The 15,619-nt window shown below is 66.5% G+C and carries 13 protein-coding genes; 5 read left to right on the top strand and 8 right to left on the bottom strand.

Going from position 1 to position 15,619, the window contains the following annotated elements; all coding sequences use genetic code 11:
* Positions 1-2 precede the first annotated feature (2 nt).
* Positions 3-3,521 carry a response regulator gene (locus ACFDR9_RS00190; RefSeq protein WP_409029653.1) on the bottom strand — a complete coding sequence of 1,173 codons (3,519 nt, stop codon included), beginning with the start codon at positions 3,519-3,521 and terminating at the stop codon, positions 3-5.
* A gap of 278 nt (positions 3,522-3,799) precedes the next feature.
* Here ACFDR9_RS00190 and ACFDR9_RS00185 point away from each other — a divergent pair, with 278 nt between their 5' ends.
* The 3 genes from ACFDR9_RS00185 to ACFDR9_RS00175 all read left to right on the top strand — a co-directional run bounded on the left by ACFDR9_RS00185 (position 3,800) and on the right by ACFDR9_RS00175 (position 5,930).
* Entirely contained in the window at positions 3,800-4,384 is a 585-nt protein-coding gene (locus tag ACFDR9_RS00185) for a TetR/AcrR family transcriptional regulator (RefSeq protein ID WP_409029652.1), read from the top strand.
* Positions 4,385-4,461: 77 nt separating this feature from the next.
* A complete protein-coding gene (locus tag ACFDR9_RS00180; RefSeq protein ID WP_409029651.1) occupies positions 4,462-5,241 on the top strand; it encodes an SDR family NAD(P)-dependent oxidoreductase in 780 nt (259 codons plus the stop codon).
* Positions 5,242-5,435: 194 nt separating this feature from the next.
* Entirely contained in the window at positions 5,436-5,930 is a 495-nt protein-coding gene (locus tag ACFDR9_RS00175) for an arsinothricin resistance N-acetyltransferase ArsN1 family B (RefSeq protein WP_409029650.1), read from the top strand.
* A gap of 39 nt (positions 5,931-5,969) precedes the next feature.
* Here ACFDR9_RS00175 and ACFDR9_RS00170 read toward each other — a convergent pair whose 3' ends face one another.
* The 5 genes from ACFDR9_RS00170 to ACFDR9_RS00150 are packed head-to-tail and all read right to left on the bottom strand — an operon-like array spanning position 5,970 to position 10,629.
* Positions 5,970-6,977, bottom strand: coding sequence for a site-specific integrase (locus ACFDR9_RS00170; protein ID WP_409029649.1), 1,008 nt, complete (start codon positions 6,975-6,977; stop codon positions 5,970-5,972).
* Between the two features lie 23 nt (positions 6,978-7,000).
* Positions 7,001-7,801, bottom strand: a complete 801-nt coding sequence (locus ACFDR9_RS00165) for an ABC transporter permease (RefSeq protein WP_409029648.1) — start codon at positions 7,799-7,801, stop codon at positions 7,001-7,003.
* Positions 7,802-7,811: 10 nt separating this feature from the next.
* On the bottom strand, positions 7,812-8,558 hold the full coding sequence (locus ACFDR9_RS00160) for an ABC transporter ATP-binding protein (protein WP_409029647.1): 747 nt from the start codon (positions 8,556-8,558) through the stop codon (positions 7,812-7,814).
* Complete coding sequence (locus tag ACFDR9_RS00155; RefSeq protein WP_409029646.1) at positions 8,555-9,517, bottom strand: ABC transporter substrate-binding protein; 963 nt, start codon at positions 9,515-9,517, stop codon at positions 8,555-8,557. The genes ACFDR9_RS00160 and ACFDR9_RS00155 overlap by 4 nt, the downstream gene beginning before the upstream one ends.
* Positions 9,514-10,629 (bottom strand): aryl-sulfate sulfotransferase, encoded by a 1,116-nt coding sequence (locus ACFDR9_RS00150; protein WP_409029645.1) that lies wholly within the window; start codon positions 10,627-10,629, stop codon positions 9,514-9,516. Before ACFDR9_RS00150 ends, ACFDR9_RS00155 begins: the two co-directional genes overlap by 4 nt.
* 116 nt (positions 10,630-10,745) lie before the next feature.
* On the opposite strand from ACFDR9_RS00150, the gene ACFDR9_RS00145 reads away from it, so the two are divergent.
* The gene (locus ACFDR9_RS00145) at positions 10,746-11,705 is read left to right on the top strand and encodes a LysR family transcriptional regulator (protein ID WP_409029644.1); all 960 of its coding nucleotides are present in this window, start codon (positions 10,746-10,748) and stop codon (positions 11,703-11,705) included.
* A 9-nt stretch (positions 11,706-11,714) separates the two neighbouring features.
* On the opposite strand, the gene ACFDR9_RS00140 is transcribed toward ACFDR9_RS00145, so the two are convergent.
* Both ACFDR9_RS00140 and ACFDR9_RS00135 read right to left on the bottom strand, forming a co-directional pair.
* Positions 11,715-13,019, bottom strand: coding sequence for an alginate export family protein (locus tag ACFDR9_RS00140; protein ID WP_409029643.1), 1,305 nt, complete (start codon positions 13,017-13,019; stop codon positions 11,715-11,717).
* Complete coding sequence (locus ACFDR9_RS00135) at positions 13,006-14,487, bottom strand: MFS transporter (protein WP_409029642.1); 1,482 nt, start codon at positions 14,485-14,487, stop codon at positions 13,006-13,008. Before ACFDR9_RS00135 ends, ACFDR9_RS00140 begins: the two co-directional genes overlap by 14 nt.
* Before the next feature lie 139 nt (positions 14,488-14,626).
* On the opposite strand from ACFDR9_RS00135, the gene ACFDR9_RS00130 reads away from it, so the two are divergent.
* Positions 14,627-15,532 carry a LysR family transcriptional regulator gene (locus ACFDR9_RS00130; RefSeq protein WP_409029641.1) on the top strand — a complete coding sequence of 302 codons (906 nt, stop codon included), beginning with the start codon at positions 14,627-14,629 and terminating at the stop codon, positions 15,530-15,532.
* The last annotated feature ends 87 nt before the right edge of the window (positions 15,533-15,619 follow it).

The raw sequence follows: 15,619 nt of genomic DNA, 5'->3' as shown, positions 1-15,619 counted from the left end.
CGTCAGCGTTGCCGGCTCGCCAGCTCGGACGCATACGCGGCGGCCGCGAACCTGGCGACGAGTTTATCGACGGCGTCGGCGGCCGGCGGGCACGCCGCCAGCACCGCGCCGACCGCCGCCCAGCGGACGGCGTCGTCGTCGGCGCTGCGCAAGGCGTGTTCGGCGTGCCCGGCCAGACCGGCCAGTTGTTCGGCGCCGACCGTGCCGGCCAGCCCTTTCAAGGTGTGCAGCAGGGGCAGCGCGGCGGCGGCTTGTTGCGCGGACGTTGCCGCCGCGAGCAGTTCGGCGTGCCGCCGGGCTTCGCCGGCGAAGCTGCGCAGCGCTATTAAATACACCTTGGTGTTGCCGGCCATGCGGCGCACGGCCGCCGCGCTGTTCAGCGCTATCCCCTCGTCCGCTTCCGGCGTTGCCGGCTGCGCCGGTTCGGCCCGGTCGAATGGCACGAATGGTTCAAAGCTTTCAACATGCTCGAAAAATGGTTTGAATACCGGGTCGATAACGGCACCGAACGCCGGCGCGGCGGCGGCGGCAACGCCATCGCGGCGCCGCACGTGGCGCAGAATCACGTCGCTCAGTTGCCCCAGGTCGAACGGTTTGCCGACGTGGTCGACCATGCCCGCCGCCAGCGCCGCGACGCGGTCGGCCGCCATGGCGTTGGCCGTCATGGCGATGACCGGCGGCGCCTGGGCGCCCAACAGGTCGCGGATGGCGCGGGTGGCGGCGTAGCCGTCCATGTCCGGCATTTGGATGTCCATCAGGATCGCGTCCATGGCCGGCCCGCCCCGTTGCAGCGCGTCGATGGCGGCCTGGCCGCCGCCGCAGACGCTGACCTGCGCGCCCTCGTTGCTCAGCAGCTCGTAGGCCACTTGCTGGTTGCTCGGGTTGTCTTCCACCAGCAGCAGCCGCAGCCCCGCCAGCGGCTGCGCCGACGGCACCGGCCCGGTGCGGTCGAACTGGCGCCGGCCCAGCTTGGCGTCGGCGACGACGTCGAACAGCATCGACGCCGTCACCGGCTTCACCAGCACGCCGTCCAGCACCAGGCTGAGCTGGTCTTGCCTTTGCGCCAGCACTTCGCGGTCGTGGCCGGTCACCATGACGATCAGCGGGGTGGTGTGCGCCGGCGTCAGTTGGCGGATGCGCTTGCTGGTTTCCCAGCCGTCCAGCATCGGCATGCGCCAGTCGACGATGACGACGTCGTAGGGCCGCTCGGCGCCGCGCCCGGCCACCGCGCCCAGCGCGGCGTAGCCGTCCTCGACCGCGTCGACGCGCCAGCCGAAGGAGCCGGCCATTTCCGTCAGCACCTGGCGGGCGCAGGGATTGTCGTCCACCACCAGGCAGTCGAGCCGCTTGAGCATGGCCGGGTCGACCGCCTCGGCCGGCTCGGGGGGCGTGGCCGGCTGGCAGTCGAGGGCGAAGTCGAAGGTGCTGCCCTGCCCCGCCACGCTCTCAACGCGCAGGGTGCCGCCCATCAAGCGCACCAGGCGCTGGCTGATGGCCAGGCCCAGTCCGGTGCCGCCGTAGCGCCGCGCGGTTGACGCCTCGGCCTGCGAAAAGCCGTCGAAGATACGCTGGCAATGCTCGGCCGAGATGCCGATGCCGGTGTCGCGCAGCGCGAAGCCGATCGACAGGCCGGCGTCGCCGCGCCCCAGCAGTTGCACCGACAGCAGCACTTCGCCGCGCTCGGTGAATTTGATGGCGTTGCCGGCCAGGTTCAACAGCACCTGCTGCAGGCGCAGGCCGTCTCCGACGACCCAGTCCGGCAGCGCCGGGTCGATGCGGAACAGCACCTCAATATCCTTGCCGCTGACGTTGGCCGACAGTACCACCGCCAGGTCGCGCAGCAGCTTGTCTATGCTGAACGGGTGCGGGTCGAGCGTCAGCTTGCCCGCCTCCACCTTGGAAAAATCGAGGATGTCGTTGAGCAGGCCCAGCAGCGAGCGCGCGGCCGACTCGGCCTTGGCGGCGTAGTCGCGCTGGCGGTAGTCGAGCAGCGTTTGTTGCAACAGTTGCAGCATGCCCAACACCGCGTTCATCGGCGAGCGGATCTCGTGGCTCATATTGGCGACGAATTCCGATTTCGCCCGGCCGGCGCTCAGCGCTTGCTCCTTGGCCGCCAGCAAGGCGTCGTGCGCCTCGCGCGCTTCGGTAATGTCGGTGCTGCTGCCGACCCAGCACAGGACGGCGCCGTCGGCGTTCTTCTGCGGCAAGGCGTAGTTGTCGAACACGCGCCAGGCGCCGTCGTGGCGGCGCAGCCGGCAGTCGCAGCGGAACTGGGCGGCGCCGGCGGCGGCCTCGTCCCAGGCGGCGGCGACCCGCCCGCGGTCCTCCGGGTGGACCGCGCCGGACCAGCCGCCGCCGGCCAGCAGTTGCGCCGACCCGATGCCGGTGTAGTCGTGCCAGTGGTGGCTGAGGAAATCCACGCGGCGCTGCGCCGTGGCGGTCCAGACCATTTGCGGCAGGCCCTCGGTGAGCGAGCGCCAGCGCGTCTCGGACTCGGTCAGCGCGGACACCGAACCGCTCAGCGCGGCATCTTTTTGCATCAGTTGATCGAGCACCTGGTACTGGCGCCGCAGCGCCAGGCGCACGCCCAACAACAAGGCGACGGCCAGCCCGACCAGCACGACCAGGAAAAAAGCGGCGTTGCGCACTTCCTTGCGCCACGGCGCCAGGAAATCCGCCTCGGACAGGCCGACCAACACGTTCACCGGGTAGTTGCCGATCTTCCCCAGGCTGTAGACGCGACGCTGGCCGTCGACGCCGCTGGTGGTCGTGTAGGTCGCGCGGCGCTGGCCCGTCGCCAGCACCGCCAGCGTCGCCGGCGACAGCTTGACGACGCCATCGGCGCGCGGCCCGCCTTTGGCTTCCGGAAAGCGGTGCAGCGCGCGGCGTCGCGAATCGATCAGCGTGATGACGCCGTGTTCACCGGTATTCAGCGACGAAAACAATTCAGTGATGCGCGCACTGTTGATATTGACGTAGACGGTGCCGCCGAAGCTGCCGTCCGGCAAGGTCAATGCGTACATGACCGGCAACACCCACTCGCCGGTGATGCGCGACTTGACCGGCACGCCGAAAATCAGCTCCCGCTCCGTTTTGGCGCGCTGGAAAAACTCGCGGATGACCAGGCTTTGCGGTTTGGCCAGGTCGACGTCCTCGCCGTAGATCACCAGGCCGTCGCGGTCCGAGCCGCGGATCGAGCGGGCCTCCGGTACGCGCTCCTTCAGCGAGCGCAGATAGGCGCTGAAACCGGCGTCGGTGAAACGGCCCTGCTGGTGCAGCGTGCGGAATTCCTCGGCGGCGCGGCGCACCGTCAGGTCGACTTCCTGGAAGTGCGAGTGCAGGAAGTTTTCCAGCACAATCGACAGGTTGCGCGAGGTTTCCTCGGCGCTGTCGTAGTAGCGTTGCTGGCTTTTGATCAAGACGTGGGCGACGAAGGTGGACATGACCAGCAGCACGAATAGCACGGCCGCCGCGACGACGGGGAACAGGTTGCGCAACTTGAGCAGGGAGTCGACTCTCATGGGGCGGGTGGATACATCTGCGGCATGGTGGATTTCTGAGGCATTATTTTTGGCAAAATTATTCCCGTACCGTGTAGTGTGTGGTCGGAATTAACACATTACCATTGCTCAGCCGCTTTGTAACCCCTGATCCATGCTCTTCGTCAATATCTACCCACTTGTGTTGAGCCGTACACGGGACAATGCCCGCGTTTTCTTGACACCGGCGCGATAAGTCCATACACTACCTACCAACTAGTAGGTATATGGACCGGGCAGGCAAACATGGAGCGGCAGCGATGAGGCACTTTTCAGACATCTCGGCAACGGCGCAGCGGTTGGTCGACGTCGCCCAGGCGCTGATCCAGCAGCATGGTTACAACGGCTTCTCGTACGACGATATCGCCCGCGAAGTCGGCATCAAGAAGCCGAGCATCCACCACCATTTCGCCACCAAGGCCGAACTGGTGCGCATTGTCGTGCAGCGTTACGCCCACACCTTCGGCGCGCTGCTCGAACAAATCGACGCGCGCCACCAGGACGCCGGCGCGCGGCTGTTGGCCTACGCCGAACTGTTTGCGCAAACCTACCAAAACGAGCGCCGTTTGTGCCTGTGCGGCATTCTCGGCGCGGAAGCCGACGCGCTGTCGGCCGACGTGGCGCTGGAAGTGCGCGGCTTTTTCCAGTTCAACCTGGCCTGGCTGGTCAAGACCATGGAACTGGGCGCGGCGGCCGGCGCCTTGCGCCTGCGCGGCGGTGCGAAAGAGCAAGCCTACGCGCTGCTGGCCGTGCTGGAAGGGGCGATGCTGGTCGGGCGCGGACTTGGCTCGGACGGCAGCCCCGCCGCCGCCGGGCAGACCTATATTTCGAATTTGCTGGCGTAAGGCCGGCATAGTCGCCGGCTTGCGCCGGCATTTTTTTGCAATCATATCCTACCAACTAGTAGGTAGAGAAAGAAATCATGAACAGCATTTTTCCCGGGAAAAAATTACTTGTCGTTGGCGGCACCAGCGGCATCGGCTTGGCCACGGCACGCTTGGTCCTGCAAGGCGGTGGCGCCGTGGTATTGGTCGGGCGCAACGCCGACAAGGCGGCGGCGGCGCGCGCCGAGCTGTCCGAACTGGGCGGGGTCGAGACCCTGCTTGCCGACTTGGCCAATGACGCCGACCTGAGCCGTCTGCTGGCCGCGCTGCGCAGCGAGCACCGCGACGTCAATTTGCTGGTGAACGCCGCCGGCGTATTCAGTCCGAAACCTTATCTGGAGCACACGCCGGCCGACTTCGACACCTATCACGCGCTGAACCGCGCACTGTTTTTCATCACGCAAACCGTGGCCGCCAACCTGGTTGCGACGGCGCAGCCGGGCGCGATCGTCAACATCGGCTCAATGTGGGCCAAGCAAGCGATTGCGGCGACGCCGTCGTCCGCTTACTCCATGGCCAAGGCCGGCATCCACGCGCTGACCCAGCACGCGGCGATGGAACTGGCCGACAAGGGCATCCGCGTCAACGCGGTCTCGCCGGCGGTGGTGGAAACGCCAGTCTACGAGGCTTTTATTGCGAAAGAGCAAGTACACGCCGCCCTGCAGGGTTTCAATTCCTTCCATCCGCTGGGCCGCATCGGCACGCCGCTGGACGTCGCGCGCGCCGTCGCCTTCCTGCTGTCGGATGACGCCTCCGGGATCACCGGCGCGGTGTGGGATGTCGACGGCGGCGTCATGGCGGGCCGCAACAGCTATTAGACAGAATCGACGCTAGCATTTGGCGGACGCGGATGCCGCCGCGTTTGCCAAGCAACGCTGTGGCGCCGACCTTCGGCAGGGCTGCGCCACGTTTTTCGTCGCTGTATTATTATTGTAACTATTAGCAATTTCGCCACTCCGGCACGGCGGTGTTCCATCGCCATAACGCTCTCTGACCGCCGCCAATCACCACCATGATTCGACTTGCGACCCCCGCCGACGCGCCCGCCATTTGTGCAATTTATAACCATTACGTTCGCACCAGCACCATCACCTTCGAGGAGGTCCCGGTCGAGGACGAGGAAATGGCGCGACGCATCGTAGATGTGTCCGCAAGCCTGCCCTGGTATGTCTGCGAGGACGACGGCCGCGTCGCCGGTTTCGCCTACGCCACGCCGTGGCGGGCCCGCAGCGCCTACCGGTTTTCAGTCGAAAGCACGGTTTACGTGTCGCACCGGCACCCGGGACTGGGAATCGGCGCGCGCCTGTACCAAACCTTAATCGAACGCCTGCGCACTCTCGGGGTCCATACGGTGCTGGGCGGCATCTCCCTGGAGAACAGCGCCAGCGTGACGCTGCATGAAAGACTCGGCTTCGAAAAAGTGGGCCATTTCAAGGACGTCGGCCGCAAATTCGACCGCTGGATCGACGTCGGCTATTGGCAACTGCTGTTGCAAAAAACGGAATAGGCACGTCGCCGGCAAGCCCTTGCCCTTGGTTTGGCTATGTCAGCCAACTTTTACCGGCCGCCGCCGCAACAGGCTCAGCGCGGCGTTTTCCTCGAATTGCGCGGCTTCCTCGATGTAACCGTGGACGGTGCCGTCGTGGCGCCAGCCGCCCTGGCGCTTGATATCGCGAAAGCTGGCGCCGGCGCGGTGCGCGCTGGTGGCCATGCCGCGCCGCAGGCTGTGGCTCGACAGTTGCGGCACGTAGTCAAGCAGCGCCAGCGTGGCGCCGGCTTCCAGGATGGCGTTGACACTGCCTTCGCCAAGCGCGCGTTCGCCCAGGTGCCCCCATTGATTCAGCGGGCGAAACAGCGGCCCCGATGCGATGCCGGCCGCCGCCAGCCAGACCCGCAGCGCCCGGGCCGGGCAGCAGGCGCCCTCGCCAAACGGTATCGCCTTGACAATGCCCTCCCCTTGCTGGTCGGTTTTCGAGCGCGGCAGCGTGATGACTAGGCCCTCGCGCTCCCACGCCAGATGCGACACGTCGAGGCTGACGATTTCGCTGCGCCGGAAGCCGCCAAAGTAAGCGACCTGCAACAAGGCGCTGTCGCGCTTGGCTTTCAAGGTGTCGAGGCCGGCCAGTTGCGCAACGATCAATTCCAGGTCTTCCAGCGGCAGCGCTTTGGCTTTCTGTCTTGGTTTGCCGTGCACGCGCCGGATGCCGGCCAGCGTCTTGCGCACCGTCGGCGTCGAGGCCGGGTCGGCAAAGCCTTGGTGCACATGCCACTGCGACAGCGCCGTCAGCCGCAGCGCGATGGTGCGCGCATTGAGTTCGCCGGCGCAGGCCAGCAGGTAGCGGATCAGACTGGCCTCGTCGCTTGGCAAGGCGCCGCCCCACCGCTGGAAGTGCCGGACCGCCGAGCGGTAGGCGCGGCGGGTGTTGTCCGACGTGGCGGCGGCCAGCAAAGCGCGGTGGCGGGCGGCGCTCTCGGCGTCAACCGGCAGCGCCGCCGTGTTGACCGGAACGTTCAGGCTGGTGGTGGAAACTGGGGGCGGGTATTTTGACGGCATTCCGCCATTCTGTCATATTCCAGCTACCCGGCGCTGGGTTCATCCCGATGCCGCAGCAGCAGGCGGCCGGCGCCGCTGACCGTGGCGAACAGCAGGAAACCCAGCATGGTGGCCGCGATCACCTCGGCAAACAGCAGCGCGGTATACATTCGTCCCTGGGCAAAGACAATCTGCACGCCCAGGCCGCCCTGTTCGTTGCCCGAGCCGATGATGAATTCGCCAACGATGGCGCCGACCACCGACAGCCCGGCCGAGATGCGCAGCCCGGCGATGGTGTGCGGCAGCGCCGCCGGCAGGCGCAGCTTGCGAAACACCGTCCAGCGGCTGGCCCCGTGCAGTGCGAACAGCTCGGTCAGATTGCGCGACGTCGAGCGCAGCCCCAGCAAGGTGTTATTGACGATGGGGAACAACGACATGATTAGGCTGATCAAGACCACCGAGCGCTCGTTGTAGCCGCACCAGAGCACGATCAAGGGCGCGACCGCCACCACCGGCACGGTTTGCAGCAGCACCGCGTACGGATAGATGCTGCGCTCGATCAAACGCGACTGGCTCATCAGCGCGGCCAGCGCGACGCCGAGCACGACGGCCAGCGCGTAGCCGAACAGCGCCTCCTTCAGCGTCGCCAAGGTTGCAGAAGCGAGCACGCCGGCGTGCTCGCCGACCGCCGCCGCCACCTCAAGCGGCGCGGGCAGCAGATAGCCCCTGCCCTGGTAGACGGTGCTGCTGAGTAGTTGCCATAGCCCGAAGGCCAGCACGGCCACGCTTAGCGCCGGCAAAACGTGGGCGGCCAGTGCGGCGGCGGAAGGGGGACGGTGGAGCATGGGCGCCTTCTTATATAGTGGTGGGTTGGCGCAGGGCGGCGCTGACCCGCCCCGTCAATTGCGCGAACGCCGGCGTGGCGCGCAGCTCCGGCGCGCGCGGGAACGGGAACGGCACGTCGATCACGTCGACGACGCGGCCGGGTCGCGGCGACATCACCAACACCCGGGTCGACAAGTAGACCGCCTCGTGCACATTGTGGGTGACCAGCACGCCGGTAAAGCCGCCCTGCCGCCACATCCGCGACAACTCTTCCTGCAGCACGTCGCGGGTCAACTCGTCGACCGCCGCCAGCGGCTCGTCGAGCAACAGCAGGTCGGGCCGCAAGGCTAGCGCGCGCGCCAGCGACAGGCGCATGCGCATGCCGCCCGATAACTGGTGCGGATAAGCCCGTTCGAAACCGGCCAGTCCGACCAGTTGCAGCACTTCGGCGACGCGTTGCCGCATCTGCTCGGGCCGGCAAGCCGCCAGTTCCATCAGTAATTGGGCGTTGCGCTCGACGTTGCGCCACGGTAGCAGCGCCGCCTCCTGGAAAACGAACGCCGGCTGCGCGCCGTCGCCGCGCCGGCAATGCCCGCTGCTGGGGGCGACCAGGCCGGCGACGATGCGCAGCAGGCTCGACTTGCCGCAGCCGGACGGGCCGACGATGGACGTGAAGCTGCCGGCGCGCAGCGTGACGTCGATGTCGGCGAGCGCGTCGACGCCGGTATCGTAGCGCTTCGATATGCCCGACAGGACAATTTCCGCCCCGCCGCTCATGTCGGGCATCCGGCAATGAAGCTGCGGTCGTAAGCCAGCGACTCGTCAAAGCCCGCCGGCAGGAAATGCACACTGCGCAGTTGCGCGGCCAGTTCGCGCCAGCGGGCCGGGCTCATGCAACCGAGTTGGCCGAGGTCGGCCGGCGCCAGCGTGGCGCGGATTTCCTTGCTGGCGCTATCGTAGAGCGCCGGCGATATCTGCGGATTCATGGTCGTGAGCATCGGCTTGACGCCGTCCGGCTGGCGCAGGTAGGTGCTCCAACCCTGCCGCACCGCGGCGATGGTGGCCCGGACCAGCGCCGGATTGTTCTTGATCATCGCATCGGTGGTAAACAGCACGGCGTAGGGCCGGTATCCCAGCGCCGCCAGCTTGATTTGGCGCACCGGCACGCCGGCGGCCGCCATGCGCGCCGGCAAGTACAGCGAATATCCTTGCTGCACGATGTTCGTATCGCTGCGAAACAGACCCAAGTCGCCCGTTACCGGAATGTCGCGCGTGGCGCCGAGCCGGTATTGCTTCTTGGCCCATTCCCAGTAGGCGCTGCCGATGTTGACCGAAAAGGTGCGCTGGCGCAGCTGCTGGATCGACGCCTCCGCCGCGCCGGCGTGGTACACCAGCGCATACGGCACATGGTCGAGATGGGCGAACACGGCGCGCACCGGCGCCCCGCGCAGCCGCGCCAGCAACACGTCGTCGGCATTGCCGATGCCAAACTCGGCCTGGCCGGCGGCGACCTGCGGGATGGTCTGGATTTTCGGGCCGCCCTGCACGACGCTGATGGCGATACCGTCCGCGCGCCCCAGCTTGTCCCGTTGCGCCTGCCAGTAACCGGCATGGTCCGGCTGCGCGAACCAGTTCAGCAGGATTTTGACCTGCTGCGGCGGCGCCAACTGCTGCGCGGCGGCGGGCGCGCCGACGAGCACGCCGGCAATGGCGACGGCGATGGCGAGCCGCTTCATGCGGCAAGCCACGGCAGTTGCTCGCGGCTGTAGCGGAAGGTCTGGAACACGCTGTTTTGCCGCCCCGGCACATACTTGCGCGCCGCCTCGTCCGGATATTCGGCGAACCAGGGAATCACGTACTCCCAGACCACCTCGCCGGCGGGGGTGACTTCGAACAGGCGCCCGGTGGCCGACTCGGTAATATGCGTGTTGCCGTTGGGCAGGCGCTGGGCGCTACCCATATAGGCGGAATAGAAGGCGTTGACCAGTTCGTCGGTGTACGACCAGACCACGGCGTTGCTGGCCGGATCGATTTCCAGTACGCGCGAAAACGCCACATGTTTGCCGGCGCGGAAGTTGCCGTTGTCAAAAGTCAGGATATTCCCGTTGGACAGGGCCTGCGGCGCGTGCTGGTGCGACACCACCCCGGCCGGAATGTGCAGCGCCGGCTTGCCGCTGGCCTTGTCGACGCCAATGATGCCGGACGTTGTGCGCAGACTCATCAGCACCAAACCCTGCGCCGTCACGTCGAGTCCGTTAACCAGCGGCCAATGGCTGCGGGCGAAGCCCGGGTCGATCGGAAAGTCGCCCGGTTCCAGATGCTCCCATGCCTTCCATTCCCAAACGATCTGGCCGGCGCGGTTGACTTCGCGGATCACGTCGCCGTAGCTGCTGGCGCCCTCGGCCAGCGCGCTGCCGCCAATGAGCCGCCCGGCGAACTCCACCGGCAACGGCGCGCAGGCGGCGTACAGCAAATTGCCGTTGGCGAGCCAGCGCGCGTCGTGGTGGTGGCTGGGGTCTTGGTAGTGCCAGAGCACCTCGCCGTCCGGCGTCACTTCGGAAAAATCGCCGCCGTGCCACAACGACCATGCCGGGTAGCGCTCCGCCGAGTCGGCGTGATTGCCGTTATAGCCCAGGTTGCCGTTCGGCAGTATGACGGCGGCCCGGCCCGGGCGCAGCGGCATTTTCCATTGATGGACGACGCTGCCGCCGATGTCGATCAGGTAGACGTTGCCGTTGTCGGTCTGCGGCGCGATCAGCGTGTAGCCGCCGGCGCTGAGCGCGGCGTCATGGGCAATCAAGCCGACGCCGCGGCGGCGCTGGGTAATTTGGTCGACGGTGCTGTTCAATTGCGTACTCCTGCTGTGGTGTGGGATGAGGTGTCCGGCAAATTGTAGGTCCCGCCACGGCGTCAGGAATAGCTGATAATTTATGATAGAGTGTCAAAAAATTTCTGACACGACCCATGCCCGCCATCTGCCAATCCTTTCGCTGTTTCGATGAAGTCGCCCAACGCGGTTCCGTGCGCAAGGCAGCCGCGTCCCTGCATTTGACGGCGGCGGCGGTCAACCAGCAGATTTTGAACCTGGAAAAAATGGTCGGCGTGCCGCTTTTCGACCGGGTGCCGAGCGGCATGCAGTTAAGTTCCGCCGGCGACATCATGCTCGCGGCGGTGCGCCGCAGCCAGCGCGACTTCGACAACGCGCTGGCCCAGGTGGAGGACTTGCGGCAATTGCGGCGCGGCCACGTCAACCTCGGCGTATCGCATTCCTCGGCCGAAAACCTGATTCCCCAGATCATCGGCAGCCTGATGGACAGCCACCCCGGACTCAGCTACAACGTCCGCTCCGGCAACGGCGAGACGCTACTGCGCTGGGTCGCCAACGGCGAGGTCGACGTCGCCTACTGCCTGCGGCGTCCCGTTCCACCGCCAGGCGTGGTGGAAGTGCGGGCCTGGCCGCAGCGGCTGGGCGTGGTGACGGCGCCCGGCCATCCGTTGGCGGCGCAAGCGACGCCGCTGCGCCTGCGCGATTGCCTAGACTACCCGCTGGCCTTGATGGCACAGGATATGGAATTGAGCAGCGTTGCCAGCCACATCGAGCCGTGCCTGGCCAGCCGCGGCCGCCCGGTGGTCGAGACCAATTCGGTGGCGATGGCGCGCACCCTGGTGGCGCGCGGCAAGGCCGTCGGCTTTCTGATTCCCGAGAACGTCGCGCTGGAGGTGGCCAACGGCACGCTGGCGTGGCGCGGGCTGGTCGATTCCGGCGCCCACTTGCATACCTGCCTGTACCAGCGCGCCGGCTACAGCACGACCGCGGTGATGAGCATGTTCGTGGCGGCGATGGACTTGGCCATCGAGGACATCCACCGGCATTTCGACATCGCCAAAACGGCCCGCATAGACATTAACAACTTGGCGGTTTAAACACGGACTTCAATACCGCCAGGTCGCGCCGATATAGGCGTAGCCGCCCGACGGGTATCGCGCGCGCTTGAGCACGTCGCCGGCCACGAGGCGCTCAACATTTAAGAACAAGGTCAAATGGTCGCTGGCCGACCAGGTCCCGACGGCGCGCAACAGGCCGCCGATTTCGCGGCCCGGGACGTCCTGGCTACCCGCATAGGCGCGCATTCCGCCTGCATAGGCCGCGTCGCCCTCCTTCAGCCGCCGCGCGAAGCCATACTCGACCGAGAGATTGCTCCGTGGCGTAGGCGAGACGGCCAATCCCGGCGCAAGCATCAACAGGTTGCTCAGGCTGAGGAACTGCCCCTCACCGAGATAATTGGAACTGGCATAGAGCTGGTTGAAGCCCTTCAGCGTGGCGCTGCCGGAGGCGCGGCCACCGGAGGCGAGGTCGATATGCGCCGTCAGGCGGGGCTTCCAGCCCTCGTTGGAGAGCGCCAGGCTGTGCACCGCGAACAGGCCCCAGGCATCGAGGTCGCGATTCACGTGTTTGCCGCTCTGGTGCGCCAGTGTCCAGTCGAAGCGCAAGTCGCCCCGCTGGCCCCACAGGCGCGCGCCAACGGTGTCGCGGTCATCCAGACCGACGCGGCCGGCGAAGCGCAAGTGCGGGTTTTCGCTGTGAATCCAGAACGGGTCAAGATAGGTGTTGGCTCCGCCACCGGATGCGACGACCAGACTGGCATTGATTCCGCGCAGGCGTTCGACGCCGTTGATCTCCTCGTCGAAGGCGCCGCGCAGCAGCCGCGTTGCGCGTAGCTCGAAAACGTTTACCCGAACCTGCTCACCGTTGGCGTAGAAACGCGCGCCGTTCCAGCTGCGATGGAGATTGGGACCGTCGCTCAAGCTAATCAGTTGTCGCGGTCCGTCGGCAAACTCCTGGCGCCCGATCGCTACGCCCACCACGGCCGCTCCGAGATTTCCCCTTGTGTCGACGAATAATTGCTGCAACGAAGCGTCGTTCTGAAAATTGGCGGTAGCGGCGTCGCGGCGGCCCGCCACCTGGCCCGTGGCGAGCTCGCCATAGACGCGCAAGGCGGGGTTCCAGCGAAAATCAACGCCCGCAACGCCGCGCAGCAACCCTTGCCGATAATCATTGCCGCTCGTCGATTGGCCATTCTCGTAGCTGTCGTAGCGCAAGCGCGCCTCAGCGCTCAAGCTCAAGGATGCCCCGCCACCGAGCGGCATCGCCTTGCTCGGTGCGATGCTCTGGGCAGCGGCGGCACCGGCCCAGACCATCAGAACGATCGCAGCGCCACTGTATTTACCGAGGGCCATTCACGTCCTCCCGGCCACATTGTGGCGCAGCGGCGCGCTGCGACAGCGCCTGGCTAAAGGCGGCGATAGCGAGGGCGCCAACGATGAGCGCGGCGGCAACGGCGAAGGTAATACGCATGCCGTTGGCGAGCGCCTCCGGCGGCGCCGCCAGCATGTCGCCCGTCGCCGAAGCGAGCGCGAACACGGCGCCCATCACGGACGCGCCGGTGAGCAGCCCAAGATTGCGCGACAGGTTCAGCAAGCCGGATACGACGCCGCGCTGGTCGGCGCGGATATCCGTCATGACGGCGGTATTATTGGCAGCCTGGAACAGCGCATAGCCGGCGGTGACGACGACGAGCGGGCCCATGTAGCCGGGAACGCCAAAGCGCGTCGGCAGCATGGGCAGGACGGCGCAACCGAGCGCCATGGCGACGAGCCCGGCGATAGTCATGCGCCGCGCGCCAAAGCGGTCGACCGCGCGGCCGGCAGGCACACCCGTCAGTGCGGCGACAATCGGACCGGACGACATGACCAGCCCGACCCGGGCGGTGTCGAGCGCCAGCGCGCCGGACAGGTAGAACGGGCCGACCACCAGCGTCGCCATCACCACGGTCGTCACCAGGGCGCTCATGGCGAAGCCCGCGCTCAGCACCGGATTGCCGAACATCGCCAGGCGGATCAACGGCGACGCGGCCGTCGACTCGGCGCGCACGAAAAGGCCGACGCCGCAGACGGCGGCGGCCAGCAGCGCCACGTTGATGGCGCCGAAACTACCGCGCCCGGTCGTCATGGCAAGCGCATAGGCCACCAGCGTCAGCGCAAGCAGCAGCGTACCCACATGGTCGAAGCCGGGCCGCTGCGCTTTCGGCGCGCGGCGGTCATCCGGCAGGAAGCGCTGCGCGAGCAGCAGCGCCACGATGCCCAGCGGCACATTGATGAAGAAAATGGCCGGCCAACCCAGTGCGGCGATCAGCGTGCCGCCGAGCGTGGGACCGAGCGCCGTGCCTATCGCCGACATGGTGCCGAGCAGCCCCATGGCGCTACCGGTCCTTGCCTTCGGTACTGTCTCGGCGACGAAGGCCATGGTGAGGGCCATCATGGTGGCCGCGCCAAGGCCCTGTACCGCGCGGGCGGCAATCAACAGCGGCAACGTGGGGGCGAAGCCGCACAGCGCCGAGGCCAGCGTGAACAGAGCGATACCGGCCAGCAGCAAGCGCCGGCGCCCGGTGATGTCGCCGAGCCTTCCAACGCTGACGATCACGGTGGTGACGGCGAGCAGATAGGCCAGCACGACCCACTGTACCTGCTGGAAGGAGGCGTTGAACGCCTGCGCCAGCGTCGGCAAACCGACATTGGCAATGCTGATGCCTAGCGAGGAGAGCAACATGGATAGGGAAAGGCTGACCAACGCCCAGCGCACCGTGGGAGCGAGTGCCGCGCTTCCCTCTGGCACCTCATCGGCTTTTGCATTGATGGGTTTCAACATGACCTCCGCTTATTTGACAACTCTCGAAATGGAGCTAAGCACATCATGCCTTCTGACTTGACATAGCGGAAGACGCAGCATTTGCACTGTATTCGTGCGTCTGACGCCATCCCAAAACAATCTACGTTAAAATTGCCGCATGTCGACACCGGATTTGAACTTATTGATCACTCTAGACGCCGTGCTCGCCGAAGGCAGCGTTGCGCGCGCAGCCCAGCGGCTGCGCCTTAGCCCGTCGGCGATGAGCCGCGCGTTGGCGCGCCTGCGCGAGACCACCGGCGATCCGCTGTTGGTCCGGGCCGGACGCGGCCTCGTTCCGACACCCAGGGCGATCGAGCTGCGCGAGCGCGTCAGCCAGCTGGTCGAAGATGCAAAAGCGGTACTCCGGCCTGCCGAGAAGCTCAACTTGAAACAGCTCGCCAGAACGTTTACGCTGCGTACCCGCGAAGGCTTCGTCGAAAACTTCGGCGCGGCGCTGATCGCCCGCGTCGGCGAGGAAGCGCCGGGCGTGCGCCTGTGTTTTGTGCAGAAAACGAACAAAGACAGCGCGTCCCTGCGCGACGGCAGCGTCGACCTGGAGACCGGCGTGGTGGGCAAGGCGACCGGGCCGGAAGTACGCGCGCGCGCCTTGTTCCGCGACCGTTTCATTGGCGTGGTGCTCACCGGCCACCCGCTGAGCCAGGGCGCCGTCACGCCCGCGCTGTATGCGGCGGGCCGCCACATCAGCGTTTCGCGACTCGGACTCGACAAGGGACAAATAGACGAAGCCTTGCTGGCGCTCGGGCTGGAACGGCAAATCGCCACGATTGTCGGCAGCTTTTCGGCGGCGTTGGCGCTGGCCCGGGCCGGCGAGCTGGTCGCCAGCGTTCCCGAACGCTACACCGACAACCTGCGCGCCGGCATGCACAGCTTCGCCCTTCCCGTCGCGGCGCCGGAAATCAGCATTTCATTGCTCTGGCACCCACGGCTGGACGCCGATCCGGCACATCGCTGGCTGCGCGGCCTGGTCCTCGACATCTGCGCGGCGCGCCCCGACGCTCCCTGATCGCCATTCCGCCAACCCAACGTTTTCCAATCTCCACGTCGCCAAACCAAGGCTACTGCGGCGCCTGCCCGCTCGATTCGGGCAACG

This window comes from Janthinobacterium sp. CG_23.3, assembly GCF_046115965.1.
Classification (GTDB): Bacteria; Pseudomonadota; Gammaproteobacteria; order Burkholderiales; family Burkholderiaceae_D; genus Janthinobacterium.
Note: the sequence above shows the minus strand (reverse complement) of the source record. Positions and strands in the feature narration are given on the sequence as shown.

What these genes read in the sequence shown, in the direction of transcription:
- ACFDR9_RS00135 (WP_409029642.1), bottom strand. Translation starts at nt 14,487, where the DNA reads ATGTTGAAACCCATCAATGCAAAAGCCGATGAGGTGCCAGAGGGAAGC.
- ACFDR9_RS00140 (WP_409029643.1), bottom strand. Translation starts at nt 13,019, where the DNA reads ATGGCCCTCGGTAAATACAGTGGCGCTGCGATCGTTCTGATGGTCTGG.
- ACFDR9_RS00160 (WP_409029647.1), bottom strand. Translation starts at nt 8,558, where the DNA reads ATGAGCGGCGGGGCGGAAATTGTCCTGTCGGGCATATCGAAGCGCTAC.
- ACFDR9_RS00155 (WP_409029646.1), bottom strand. Translation starts at nt 9,517, where the DNA reads ATGAAGCGGCTCGCCATCGCCGTCGCCATTGCCGGCGTGCTCGTCGGC.
- ACFDR9_RS00170 (WP_409029649.1), bottom strand. Translation starts at nt 6,977, where the DNA reads ATGCCGTCAAAATACCCGCCCCCAGTTTCCACCACCAGCCTGAACGTT.
- ACFDR9_RS00165 (WP_409029648.1), bottom strand. Translation starts at nt 7,801, where the DNA reads ATGCTCCACCGTCCCCCTTCCGCCGCCGCACTGGCCGCCCACGTTTTG.
- ACFDR9_RS00130 (WP_409029641.1), top strand. Translation starts at nt 14,627, where the DNA reads ATGTCGACACCGGATTTGAACTTATTGATCACTCTAGACGCCGTGCTC.
- ACFDR9_RS00145 (WP_409029644.1), top strand. Translation starts at nt 10,746, where the DNA reads ATGCCCGCCATCTGCCAATCCTTTCGCTGTTTCGATGAAGTCGCCCAA.
- ACFDR9_RS00175 (WP_409029650.1), top strand. Translation starts at nt 5,436, where the DNA reads ATGATTCGACTTGCGACCCCCGCCGACGCGCCCGCCATTTGTGCAATT.
- ACFDR9_RS00180 (WP_409029651.1), top strand. Translation starts at nt 4,462, where the DNA reads ATGAACAGCATTTTTCCCGGGAAAAAATTACTTGTCGTTGGCGGCACC.
- ACFDR9_RS00190 (WP_409029653.1), bottom strand. Translation starts at nt 3,521, where the DNA reads ATGAGAGTCGACTCCCTGCTCAAGTTGCGCAACCTGTTCCCCGTCGTC.
- ACFDR9_RS00185 (WP_409029652.1), top strand. Translation starts at nt 3,800, where the DNA reads ATGAGGCACTTTTCAGACATCTCGGCAACGGCGCAGCGGTTGGTCGAC.